This window comes from Flavobacterium sp. 140616W15, from assembly GCF_003668995.1.
In the GTDB taxonomy this organism is placed as follows: Bacteria; Bacteroidota; Bacteroidia; order Flavobacteriales; family Flavobacteriaceae; genus Flavobacterium.
The window spans coordinates 1,508,803-1,521,846 of record NZ_CP033068.1; the positions used below are offsets into that span (position 1 = coordinate 1,508,803).

Sequence of the window (13,044 nt, forward strand, 5' to 3'; positions counted from 1 at the left end):
ACTTGAAACATTTTTTACAACATTCCTTTTGTACTTGGTAAAATCATTTTTTCGGTATCTCTTTTTACGGCTACCTTTATTGCTTTTGCGAAAGCTTTAAAAATAGCTTCTATCTTATGATGTTCGTTTGTTCCTTCGGCTTTGATGTTGATATTTGCTTTGGCGCCATCCGAGAATGATTTAAAGAAATGATAAAACATCTCAGTAGGCATCTTTCCAACCATTTCACGTTTAAATTCGGTTTCCCAAACCAACCAGTTTCTACCCCCAAAATCTATGGCAACTTGCGATAAACAGTCGTCCATTGGTAAGCAAAAACCATAACGCTCAATTCCTAGTTTGTTTCCTAATGCTTTTGCAAAAACTTCACCTAATGCAATTGCGGTATCTTCGATTGTGTGGTGTTCATCGACTTCGAGATCTCCTTTTACGAGAATTTCAAGATCCATTTGTCCGTGGCGGGCAATTTGATCTAGCATATGATCGAAAAATGCAATTCCTGTTTCGATTTTACTTTTTCCAGTTCCGTCAAGATTCAGGTTAATGTAAATATCAGTTTCGTTGGTTTTGCGTGTTATTGTAGCTGAACGTGCTTCAAGCTTCAAAAACTCATATATTGTTTTCCAATCAGTGGTTTGTACTGCGATTACTGGATCTAATTCTTCTCTTTTTGATGCTACTTCAGTACTACCTAAACCTTCATCTGTATTAATGAAAATAGCTTTAGAACCTAGATTTTTAGCTAATTCTACATCTGTTAGACGATCTCCCAATACAAATGAATTTTCCAAATCGTATGCAGGATTGTTTATGTATTGTGTTAACATTCCAGTTCTAGGTTTACGTGTTGGTGCATTCTCATGTGGAAAGGTTTTGTCTATAAAAACTGCTTCAAAAACAACTCCTTCATTTTCAAATGCTTTTATTATAAAATTATGTGTTGGCCAGAATGTTTCTTCAGGATGAGAATCGGTTCCTAATCCGTCTTGATTAGTTACCATTACTAATTCATAATCTAGTTCATTGGCAATTTTAGCCAAATATTGAAATGCTTTTGGGTAGAATTCTAATTTTTCAAAACTATCCAATTGGTAATCTGCTGGTTCTAGAACCATTGTTCCGTCACGGTCTATAAAAAGTACTTTTTTCATGGTTTATTTTTTTTGTCACAGATTTTACAGATTAAAGAGGGGTTTTTATTGAGGGAAAAATTTAATAATCTGCTAAATCTGTAGCCTATTCTTTTAATTCAATAATTTTAATGCTTCAATTAATTTTTTATTCTCGACCTCAGTTCCAACAGTTAATCGCAAACAATTTTCGCATAATGGCTGAGTTGTTCTATTTCTTATAACGATTCCTTTTGCAATTAATTCATCATATCTTTTGTTGGCATCATCTACTTTTACTAAAATGAAATTGGCTTCGGTTGGGTATATTTTTTTAATATAATCTATATTAAGTAATACTTTAAGTAATTGCTCTCTTTGTGCAATAATAGAAGCTATTTCTGTATTTATTTTAGCATTTTCTTTTAGGCGTAAACCTGCTCTTTGTTGTGTTAGTTCGTTTACATTATAGGGTGGTTTTATTTTGTTTAAAATAGAAACAACCTCCTTAGTGGCATAGCAAATTCCTAATCGTATCCCCGCTAATCCATATGCTTTTGAGAGTGTTTGAGTAATTATTAAATTAGGATACGCATCCAATTCGTTAATCCAACTTTCTTTTTTAGAGAAATCGATGTACGCTTCATCAATAACTACCAAGCCTTTGAAATTCTGTAATAATGTGACCACACTCTCATCTAAAAATGAGTTACCTGTTGGGTTATTTGGAGAGCATAAAAAGATAATTTTAGTGTTTTCATCTACAGCGCTTAAGATTTTTTCAATCTGTGGCTGAAAGTCTTCTGAGAGTAAGACCTCTCTATTTTCTACGTCATTTATATTTGCCAACACACTATACATGCCGTATGTTGGTGGTAATGATATCACATTATCTTTTTTAGGTTCACAAAATGCCCGAAATAGTAAATCGAGTACTTCATCGCTTCCGTTTCCTAATAATATCTGATTTTGGTTAACATTTTTTTGTTTTGCTAAAACTTGCTTTACGTTATTTTGTTGTGGATCTGGATAACGATTTACACCGTTTTCATATGGATTTTCGTTAGCATCCAAAAATACCATGTTGGCGGTATCAAAATCTTCAAATTCATCGCGTGCAGACGAATAGGGTTTTAATTTTTTTACGTTTGTGCGAACTAAGTTATTTATATCAAAATTTTCCATGTTATTGTTTTTTAATTTATAGAAGAAAGAGAATAGATAATAGACATTGGCTTTAAAAACATAGTATTGATTTTCTTTACTCTATGTTCTTTTTAACCTTTCATTTACTCTCTATTATCTATTTTCTTTACTCTATTCTCTTGCTTCTATTCTCTTGCTTCTATTCTCTATCCTCTTACTTAATTCTCTATTCTCTTTTTCTATCTGCTTCAATCGTAAGGTAACTGCATTTTTATGAGCTTGTAATCCTTCGGCTTCTGCCATAACTTCAATGGCGTTACCGATATTCAGGATTCCTTTTTCGGTTATTTTCTGAAAAGTCATTGACTTCATAAAGCTATCAAGATTTACTCCGCTGTAATTCTTAGCGTAACCGTTTGTTGGCAAAGTATGATTGGTCCCTGATGCGTAATCGCCTGCACTTTCGGGAGTATAATTGCCAATAAAAACGGATCCCGCATTATAGATTCCATCTGAGTAAAAATCATCATCTTCAGTGCAAATAATAAAGTGTTCTGGTCCGTATTCATTAATTAGTTCTAGAGCAACTCTGTTATTTTCGACATAAATGAGCTTTGAATTTGCAATTGCTTTTTCGGCGATTTCTTTTCTTGGTAAAAGAGTTATTTGAGACTGAATTTCATTTTCTACAGCATCAATCAGCGCTTTAGATGTAGAAACTAAGATTACCTGACTATCTGTTCCGTGTTCTGCCTGCGACAATAAATCGGAAGCTACAAAAGCTGGAACGGCACTGTCATCAGCCACAACCAGTAATTCTGAAGGACCAGCTGGCATGTCTATCGCTACACCAAACTGTGTTGCTAGTTGTTTTGCTACAGTTACAAACTGATTTCCTGGACCAAATATTTTATATACTTTAGGGATTGTTTCTGTGCCAAAAGTCATTCCTGCAATTGCCTGAATGCCTCCTACTTTTATGATTTTGGTTACTCCGCATAAATTTGCAGCATATAAAATTGCAGGATTTATTTTTCCATTTTTATCTGGTGGTGAACACAAAACGATTTCATTACAACCTGCTATTGCAGCAGGAACGGCAAGCATTAAAACTGTCGAAAATAAAGGGGCTGTTCCTCCTGGAATATACAAACCAATTTTTTGGATAGGCCTTTTTTCTTGCCAGCAAGTAACTCCTTCAGTGGTTTCAATAGTTATTCTTTCGGTTTTTTGTGCCGAGTGGAACTGGTAAATATTGTTTTTTGCTAACAGAATAGCTTCTTTGAGCTCATTTGGTATCAAAGCAATTGCTTCGTTTATTTCGTTTTGCGATACTTCGTTAGTATCTAAAGTAATGCCATCAAAGATAGAAGTGTATTTTGAAACAGCTTCGTCTCCCTTTTTTTGTACTTCTTTAAATATTTCTTTAACCGTAGTCTCTATATCATCGATTGTTTTGGTTGGTCTTTTTAATATTTCTAACCAAGTTTCTGCAGCTGGATTGTATATCTTTTTCATTGTTATTTTTGAATTATGCTTTAAGCTTTGTTTACTTTGTGATGTCGTTTTTTGAGCTTAAAGCTAAAAAGCAGTGCTTTTATTAAAGTACCATTTTCTCTATTGGACATACCAAAATTCCTTCGGCTCCTACATCTTTTAGTTTGTCAATTACATCCCAAAAAGTATCTTTATCAATTACTGAGTGAACACTACTCCATCCTTCTTGTGCTAGAGGTAATACAGTAAGGCTTCTTAAAACGGGTAGTATTTTACCCACCTCTTCAATTTTATCATTTGGAATATTCATTAAGATATATCTTGATTTTCGAGCTCTAAGAACTGATTCTATCCTAAATTTAAGCGTATCAATTAGCTTTTGGTTTTCTGGATTTATCTTTGGAGAAACTGCAAGAACAGCTTCACTTTTTAAGATTATTTCTACTTCTTTCAGGTTGTTTTTAAATAATGTGCTTCCGCTTGATACAATATCTACAATTGCATCTGCAAGGCCTATGTTTGGAGCAATTTCTACTGATCCTGATATTTGGTGAATGTCTACTGATAATCCAAATGAATTAAAGTAATCAGTAACAGTATTAGGATAAGAAGTTGCAATGCGTAATCCGTCAAGGTCTTTTATCGAATTGTATTCGAATGCTTTAGGTACTGCAACTGAAACTTTGCATTTAGAAAAACCTAATTTTTGTGCAATTTGAATTCCTTTTCCTTTTTCGACTAATAAATTATCTCCAACGATGGCTGCATCTACTACGCCATCTATTAAATATTGTGGAATATCTGAATTTCTTAGGAATAAAACCTCTAATGGGAAATTAGTGGCTTCGGCTTTTAATTGGTCGTTACCGTTGTCTATCGAAATTCCGCAATCTTTTAAGATTTGAATGCTTTCTTCGTTTAAACGACCTGATTTTTGAATTGCAATTTTTAAAGTACTCATTTTAGTTTTTTGGTTTAAATTAATAATCTGAGTACAAAGAATTAGGTATAAAAAAACCCGTTTGATGTACTCAAACGGGTTTTTAAAATATGATGATTTACACGCATACCATTAACACATCGCTTGAGAGCAATAATGAAAATGATGATGATGTAATTGAATTAATGGCATAACTTGAATTGTTTTTTTCTTTGATTCGTTTGCAAATATACTAGATAATTTAATGAAAAAGCAATTTTTAATTTAACTTAAAATGATTTTATTGTTAAATTTAATAATTCTAGAAGGTTAAAGCCTGTAAACATTAGCATTTGTCTAAAGAAAAGTGTTATGCTTTATTAAGTTTTAATTAGGCTATTTTTAAGAAAAGTAAGTTTTACTACCGTTCCCTCATTTAACTTGCTTGAAACAGAAATTGGAATATCTAGTAATAGGCTTATTTTTTTTACAATAGATAAACCTAAGCCCATTCCTTTTATTTCTGGATGCAACTCAGCATGTGAACGGAAGAATTGATTGAATACTTTTTGCATGTCTTTAGACGGAATTCCTATTCCAGAGTCGATAATTTCGCATTCAAATCCATTTAAAATATCAGTTACTACAATGTCTAATGTGCCTTCTTGCTTAGAATATTTTAGAGCATTTGAAATCAGGTTATTTAAGATTATAGTTAGTAAATAGGGATCGGTTTCTAAACAATAATCCTTCTGAAAATTTGTAGAGAAATGAATTTTTTTAGACTGAATTGCATTTGAATGCCGTGAGAGTGTGTCTAAAATTAAAGCATTTAAATATACTTTCTCTGTTTTTAGACCTTGATCTGTATTATCAAATCGGGCTAATAACAGCAATTGATCGACCAGTGTATTTAGTCGGTCAACTTCAGAAATGCAAAAATTTATTTTTTCCTCATATTCTTTATTATCACGAGGTTTACGTATTAAAACCTCAAGAGTACCTTTAATTATAGTTAAAGGCGTTCTCAGTTCATGTGAAGCATCAGAGGTAAATTGTTTTTCTCTTTCGAGCGCATTCTCAATTCTTTCTAATAAGCTATTTATTGTTTTTGATAATACGTGTAATTCATCACGATTTCCAGGTAGTGGAATTCTAGTTTTTAGATTGTCTTTGGTGATACTATTTGATGTTTCAATAATAGTATTAATAGGCTTGATACTTTTTCCTGCAAAAAATCGAGCTATAAAAAATAATAATATCAAGATTAGAGGGAAAGCTACAATTAGTATATAGAATAAGTTGTCTAGTACTAACATAGAATTGGTTAAAGACATAGCGATTATTAAATATCCTATTTTGTTATTTTTTACATAAATAGGTACTTGGATCTGTCTTATGATATTGTCTAATAGCTTAGTATTAAATAATTCAAAATTTTCTTTTTGATTATCAAAAACTAAGGTCTCAGATTTTAAATTGGGGGATTTTTCAATAATTGTTCCATTTAAATCCAAAAACTGAACAAAAACTGGATTTACATCAACAGTGTTATGTTCTCGTTCATTCCACTCCTCAATGTCTATTAAAGTTAAAATGCCATTTGTAACATTTATCTCGTCTAGATGATTTTTAATTTCTACATTAATATCATTGTCAATACTAGTATAAACATTTTGTTTTACAATTGTATAGATAGTAAAAAATACCACAAAAATTAATAATGCAGTAATCGCAATATAGTTGAAAGCGATTCGGTCCTTAAATGATAATTGTAGCATCTAATTAGTCGTTTGCAATGTAGCCAATACCGCGAATTGTTTTGATGTAATCTTCTTCGATTTTTAAATTCAATTTCTTTCGAATTGCATTCATAAAAACGTCGATAACACTCGTGTCGTATTCAAAGTTGATTTGCCAAACAGCCTGTAATATTTGATTTCGAGTACACACAGTTCCTTTATTCTTAACCAGATAAGTTAATAAATCAAATTCTCTTTGTGTAAGTGAAACTTTAACGTCATTGGTGCAAACGGTATGTTGTGCTAAATTAATTTTGATAGTTCCAAGGGTTAGTATTTCGGGAGTATTTTGGTTCCTAAAATGAATTTTAATTCGCTCAATGAGCTCTTCAAAACTAAAAGGTTTTTTGATATAATCATTTGCACCAGCTTTTAATCCTTCAATAGTTTCGAGAACTGTGTCCTTTGCCGTCAAAAAGAGTATTGGGGTTACCGTATCTTTAATTCTAATGGCTTTACATAAATCTAATCCATTGATTTTTGGAAGCATCCAATCAAGTAAAATTAGATCAAATTTTTCTTTCTGGGTTAGTTCAAACCCAGCTAATCCATCAGAAACAGTCGATATTTTGTACCCTTCCTCTTCTAAACCTTGCTTTAGAAATTGCACAATACCAGCTTCATCTTCGACAATTAAAATATGCATTTTTTAATTTATTTGTATTTTTAATTTATTTGATGGCCTTTTAGAAAAAACGTAATGAGCCACTTTATTAATTTCAAAGATAAATGTTTTTGGTATGTGTTGGTTATGACTCCATATTTCTGATTTGAAAAAAAATATTTGACAAGAATAATACTCTTAAAAAAAAGATATTAACATTTTGTTAATATACATAAAATGCATTATCTTAAGACAATCTTAAGGTAACACTAAGGAATGCAGAAGGTTAAGTTGATAGTGAAGAAAGAGAAACAATTAAATTTGCAACAAACTTTTTAATATGACATTATATAAAAAACTCGCCCCGTTTTATTATCTCACTTTATTTTATTTGCTAGTAAGCTTTGTATTGAGACTAGTTTTATATTTTCATCCCATAACCGAAACTTCATTTAGTTTTTTAGATACAATAAAAATATTTGGACTTGGATTAGTTTCAGATGTATTTGTATTTGTAATCGCTAGTGTTTTTTTTTGGTTGTATCTTATTTTTATATCTAATTCTAAATATTTAAAACCTACAGGTCATATTATTTTGGGTATATTTTTGGCTCTATTTGTTTATATTGCTAGTGGTAAAAGCATTCTAAACGAATATGGTGGAGCATTACCACAAATTGTACTAATATTTCTAGGTATTAAAATATTTTTATTTGGTTTATTACTTTTTCTTCCCAATTACCGTGACAAGATTAGATTTTGGTTGTTTTCCTTTGTAATCTTTTTATATGTGCTGTTAATTTTACAAAATGCAATTAGTGAATATTTTTTCTGGAATGAATTTGGAGTAAAATATAATTTTATTGCGGTGAATTATCTAGTTTATACTAATGAAGTCATTGGGAATATAATGCAGTCGTATCCTGTTATTCCATTGTTTTCTGCTTTATTTGTAATTGCTGGAACTGTAACTTATTTAATTGTAAAAAGAACAAGTGCTTACATTTATAATATTCCTTCATTTATTGAAAAGATAAAAATTTCAGTATTGTACATTGTACTTTTTGCTTTTTCGCTATTTGTGATTCCACGCTTGGCGCTTACTGAAAATTCAGAGAATACATTTTCGGATGAATTACAATCAAACGGATTATATAAATTTTATTTAGCTTACATAAACAGTAGTTTAGATTATTTTAAATTTTATAAAACAATCCCTAGCGCTCAGGCATATGGGATATTGAAAGCACAATTAGTAACTATTTCTGGCGAAACTACTTTAAGAAAAATACAAAGTGACGCACCCGAAAGTCGTAAAAATGTTGTTTTAATAACGATTGAAAGTTATAGTGCTGAGTTTATGAAAAGATATGGTAATAAGGAGAATATCACGCCATTCTTAGATAGTTTAGCAGATAAAAGTTTAGAATTTACCAATTTATATGCTGTTGGAAATAGAACAGTTCGTGGTCTAGAAGCTGTAACTTTATCTATTCCTCCTACTGCGGGAGAAAGTGTTGTTAAAAGAAAGGATAATAAGAATAAGTTCTCTACAGGTTCTATTTTTATGAAAAAGGGATATACAACTAAATATCTTTACGGTGGTGACGCTTATTTTGACAATATGCGAGATTTCTTTTCTGGTAATGGCTATGATATTGTAGATAAATCTAGTTTTACTCGTGATGAAATTACGTTCTCAAATGTTTGGGGTGTTTGTGATGAAGACATGTCTAATAAGGCAATAAAGGTTATGAATGCTGAAGCTAAGCTGAATAAACCTTTCTTTAATCATATTATGACAGTTAGTAATCACCGACCATTTACCTATCCAAATGGTAAAATTGATATTCCAGGAGATGCGAAATCTCGTGATGGAGGTGTAAAATATACAGATTATGCGTTAAAAAGATTCTTTACTATGGCAAGCAAACAACCTTGGTTTAAGAATACTGTTTTTGTAATTGTAGCCGATCATTGTGCATCGAGTGCAGGAAAAACAGAACTTCCTCTTGATAAATATAGAATTCCAGCATTTATTTATAGCCCAGGATTTGTTCCGGCGCAGAAATACAACACACTAATGTCGCAAATTGATATTATGCCTACTCTATTTGGTTTATTGAACTTTAGCTATGAGAGTAAGTTTTATGGTGAAGATGTTTTAAAATCGGATTACAAACCAAGAGCTTTTATCGCAACATATCAGGACATGGGATTGATAAAAGATAATGTATTAACTATACTTTCGCCTAAACAGGTGGTTAAACAATTTCAATTAAAGCTAGTTCCAAAAGAAGGTGTCGCACCTGAATATCAAATTTATTATGATCAAACTCCATTAAGTAAAGAAAGAACAGATTTAGAAAATGAAACAATCTCCTATTATCAAACGGCTTCAGATATGCTGAAACATAAGAAATATGAGAAGAATTAAAGTTTTTAAAGGTGCAGGTTCTGAGTCTATATGAAAGCTAAAAGGCTCTAAAAATTTAATTGCAAAGTTTTACGCTAAGTTCGCAAAGTGAAAACAATAAAAAAGGCTCAAATTCTATTGAATTTGAGCCTTTTTGTCTTCAGAACCTTAGCGACTTAGAGTCTCAGTCCCTTAATTTTTTTTTTGAACCTTTATAGCTCAGAGTCTTTCTTTTTAGTCATTTTGATTTTTCATTCCGAAAAGGTTTCCGCTTTCAAATAATTTTAAATCATCTTTTAAAGCTTGGTTGTTTCTTTGCGTAACTGATGGAGAATCCAAATCGCTTAAATCAGGCTTTCCAGCATTTACCCAAGCAGTGTACCAAAAACTTGCTGTAGCAGTGATTGCTTTTCTCATCTGTTTTTCGACCATACCATCTAAAGCTGCGTTGAATTTTTTAGCATATTCATCTGTGTATTGCAAAGAGTTGTATTTACTTTTGATGAAATTCCCGTCTTTGTCAGTAATAAACATATCTTTTTCGTTAGTTGCAGCTCTAACTTTTTTATCAGCGGCCAATAATGGTTCGATTAAACTGTGTGTATCGGTGATAATAGCCCAAGTCGCTTTATTTACGTTCTCAATATATTGAGCTGATGGAGCATTAAATTTATAGTTTTTAGCAAATATTTCAGGCAATCTACTTTCCCAAAGAGAGTGAATTCCTTTTTGGTTTGTAAGTTGGCCATCATGATTTATAGATGTGTGCAAAGGCATGTGGGCATCACCAATATAATGACCTAAATCTGCAGCAAGAAATAATATTTCTGCACGGTTTTTATCTTTAAAAGCTTTAGTAAGTTTTATCATCATTTCTTCGATGTACCAAGGTAAGATTCCATTATCAGATAAAAATTTAGGATCGTATTTTTTAGTTGCTTCTTCTAATGTTTTTGGTAAACTATCGATAGGTCCGAAGTTTTCCATATCAAAATAATGTCTTGGATTTTCTTCTTTGTATTTTAATGCATATTTACGAATGTCCGGAACTGATGCTTCTTGTGTAATAAAATCGATATGATTATAAAAAAACACTAGTAATGGTCGTGGAAGTGCCATAACTGCCGCTTTATTGATGCGTTCATGACCAACAATTCCCCACGATAATGATAAAAAACCAATTCCAATCGCAATTAGTGCAATAAACTTAGGTTTCATTTTGTAATTTTTCATTTTTGTATATTTATTAGGGCTACAAATGTAATTTATTAAATATGATTTGAAAGAATATGAATAAGATTATGTTAATTTTTGTTCGTTTAATTTTAAGTCTTGAATAAGCATTTAAAAATATGTACTATTTTTACTCTAAATTTTAATATATGCGCCTTATCTATTTAAATGTTTTTATATTCTTATTTTCTTCAGTCTGTTCAGCACAAGAAGACGATATTGTACAATTAAAAAATGTTAGTGATACGATTTTAAATCCAAAAAGAACATTACAAGTATCTGATCCGTTTAATCCTGTAAAAACAATGCAGAAATTATTCCTGGGTAAGTTGTATAAACTCTCTGATGATAACACCTTTATAAGTTGGAAATGTAATAATTGCAAACCTGTTCCTTATAAGGATGCTAATGAAATTGAAGGAGATCAATTATTTCCATACGAAGATGGAGTTGCTACAAGAGTTCTTGAGGATATTGATTATGTAGATTCAAAAGGAAATCAGTTTAAGCTACTATTATTCAATCATTCTAATTATGATACAGATGGTGCTCAAACCGGAAGGTTTTCTGGAGGCTTAGTAGGAATTAGTAAGTTTGCAAAAAATGGTAACCTTTGGCAAATGAGATCATTTCAACCTGCAATCGCAGCTTTTGGTGCATTCTCACGAGCTCCTTCTCCTAAATTGGTGCAAATAGGAGAAGATCAATATGCATTTACATTAGTTCAAGCAAATGGTGGTGCTGGAGCCCCTTATTCAGGTTATCTTTATCTTATTGCAGGTTTTGGAGGAAAATATCAACCCATAATGGAGCTTGGTTATTATAGTCTCATTAAAAACGGAGAAGTAAATACGGAATGGTCGAGTACTTATGCTGTAATTAATGATGGTAAGAAAAAGTTTTTCCAGGATTTTGTGATTACTACAAAAGGGTTTTATCAAAAAACTAAAGGAAATGATGACGAATATGACGTAGATCTTCCTTTAGAAATAAGAGAATTGGCAAAGTCTAAAAAGCAATTTAATTTTACGATTGAAAAACGTCTTTCATTTAATGGAAAATGGTATATTATTGTAGGTAAGCCTATTATCAAATTCTCTAACATGAAATAATTTAAAATCATTTTTACTAAATAATTATAATCCGTTGGTAGTAATTCATAAAAATGGTATTTAGTACATCTGGACATAGATTTTGACTTGATAATCAAAGGTAATTTTAGCATAGATTATGTTATTTATTTTATTTTTGACTTTGATAAATCATGTTTCTATACGTGAAAATAATTTTTTGTAACGGTTTAATTAAAGTATAAAATTGAAATTAAGCTAAAAGTTGCAATAACAATCCAAAGTAAAATACCTTGAATTAAAGGCTTCACTCCTACTGTTTTTAAAACACTCAGGTTTAATCCTGCTCCAATTAAGAATAAAGTTACTGTCAAGCCTATTTTTGCAAGTAGGACCAATGTAGGTGCAATAATTGCAGTTTGCGGCACATAAGTATTTAGTAACATTGCCAAAATGAATAATCCGATGAAATAAGGGATTTTAATTTTGGTTTGTTTGTTTTTAAAAAGCACAGTTGTAAGAAGAGCAATAGGAATAATCCATAAGGCACGTGCTAGTTTTACTGTAGTAGCGATTTGTAAAGCTTCGGCTCCAAATTTATTAGCAGCTCCTACTACCGAACTTGTATCGTGGATTGCTACAGCGCACCATAACCCAAATTCTCTTTGTGATAAGTTTAATTCATGTCCTATATAAGGAAATAAAAACAATGCAATTGAGTTTAGTATAAAAATTACTCCCAATGCTACCGATGTTTGTTTTTCGTCTGATTTTATAACAGGCGCAATTGCAGCAATTGCACTTCCACCGCAAATAGCAGTTCCACAAGAGATTAAGTGAGATGTTTTCTTATCGATTTTAAACCATTTTCCTAAAAAATAGCCTAGTATAATAGTGCTAAATATTGAGGCAATAGTAAGTACCAGTCCTTCTTTTCCAGCAGCTAAAGCGCTTGTAGCATTCATCCCGAATCCTAATCCAACAACAGAAAATTGCAATAAAATAGTAATTGCTTTATGATTAAAATGTAAAAATGGATTTCCAGATAAATTGGCTACTAATAAACCTAATAATAAAGCTATTGGAGGTGATATAATTGAAGTTAAGCAAAGTAGTAATAAAAGGCCAAAAATAATTTGTTTTGAGATTGTATTAATCTCAAATAAATGACTTGTTGTATTTTGATTTGTTTTCAAGGTAATAGTGTTTAATAATTACAGTACAAAGATCTGTAGTTATTGCAACAAT

Annotated in this window: 10 protein-coding genes; 2 read left to right on the plus strand and 8 right to left on the minus strand. The window is 31.3% G+C overall.

Annotation, left to right across the window (positions count from 1 at the left end):
• Nucleotides 1–14 precede the first annotated feature (14 nt).
• The 6 genes from hisB to EAG11_RS06470 all read right to left on the minus strand — a co-directional run bounded on the left by hisB (nt 15) and on the right by EAG11_RS06470 (nt 7,119).
• Nucleotides 15–1,151: a bifunctional histidinol-phosphatase/imidazoleglycerol-phosphate dehydratase HisB gene (hisB, locus tag EAG11_RS06445; RefSeq protein WP_129538449.1), complete on the minus strand. Its 1,137-nt coding sequence runs from the start codon at nt 1,149–1,151 to the stop codon at nt 15–17.
• Nucleotides 1,152–1,244: 93 nt separating this feature from the next.
• Nucleotides 1,245–2,294 carry a histidinol-phosphate transaminase gene (gene hisC, locus EAG11_RS06450; RefSeq protein ID WP_129538450.1) on the minus strand — a complete coding sequence of 350 codons (1,050 nt, stop codon included), beginning with the start codon at nt 2,292–2,294 and terminating at the stop codon, nt 1,245–1,247.
• Nucleotides 2,295–2,426: 132 nt separating this feature from the next.
• On the minus strand, nt 2,427–3,773 hold the full coding sequence (gene hisD / locus EAG11_RS06455; protein ID WP_129538451.1) for a histidinol dehydrogenase: 1,347 nt from the start codon (nt 3,771–3,773) through the stop codon (nt 2,427–2,429).
• A gap of 82 nt (nt 3,774–3,855) precedes the next feature.
• A complete protein-coding gene (gene hisG / locus EAG11_RS06460) occupies nt 3,856–4,713 on the minus strand; it encodes an ATP phosphoribosyltransferase (protein WP_129538452.1) in 858 nt (285 codons plus the stop codon).
• Between the two features lie 338 nt (nt 4,714–5,051).
• A complete protein-coding gene (locus EAG11_RS06465) occupies nt 5,052–6,452 on the minus strand; it encodes a cell wall metabolism sensor histidine kinase WalK (protein ID WP_129538453.1) in 1,401 nt (466 codons plus the stop codon).
• Nucleotides 6,453–6,456: 4 nt separating this feature from the next.
• Entirely contained in the window at nt 6,457–7,119 is a 663-nt protein-coding gene (locus tag EAG11_RS06470) for a response regulator transcription factor (protein ID WP_129538454.1), read from the minus strand.
• Nucleotides 7,120–7,417: 298 nt separating this feature from the next.
• Between EAG11_RS06470 and EAG11_RS06475 the strand changes: the two genes are divergently transcribed.
• Complete coding sequence (locus EAG11_RS06475) at nt 7,418–9,514, plus strand: LTA synthase family protein (RefSeq protein ID WP_129538455.1); 2,097 nt, start codon at nt 7,418–7,420, stop codon at nt 9,512–9,514.
• A 213-nt stretch (nt 9,515–9,727) separates the two neighbouring features.
• Here EAG11_RS06475 and EAG11_RS06480 read toward each other — a convergent pair whose 3' ends face one another.
• Nucleotides 9,728–10,726, minus strand: a complete 999-nt coding sequence (locus tag EAG11_RS06480; protein WP_129538456.1) for a zinc dependent phospholipase C family protein — start codon at nt 10,724–10,726, stop codon at nt 9,728–9,730.
• Nucleotides 10,727–10,875: 149 nt separating this feature from the next.
• On the opposite strand from EAG11_RS06480, the gene EAG11_RS06485 reads away from it, so the two are divergent.
• On the plus strand, nt 10,876–11,838 hold the full coding sequence (locus tag EAG11_RS06485; protein WP_129538457.1) for a hypothetical protein: 963 nt from the start codon (nt 10,876–10,878) through the stop codon (nt 11,836–11,838).
• A 188-nt stretch (nt 11,839–12,026) separates the two neighbouring features.
• Here EAG11_RS06485 and EAG11_RS06490 read toward each other — a convergent pair whose 3' ends face one another.
• The gene (locus tag EAG11_RS06490) at nt 12,027–12,992 is read right to left on the minus strand and encodes a YeiH family protein (protein WP_129538458.1); all 966 of its coding nucleotides are present in this window, start codon (nt 12,990–12,992) and stop codon (nt 12,027–12,029) included.
• Nucleotides 12,993–13,044 lie beyond the last annotated feature (52 nt).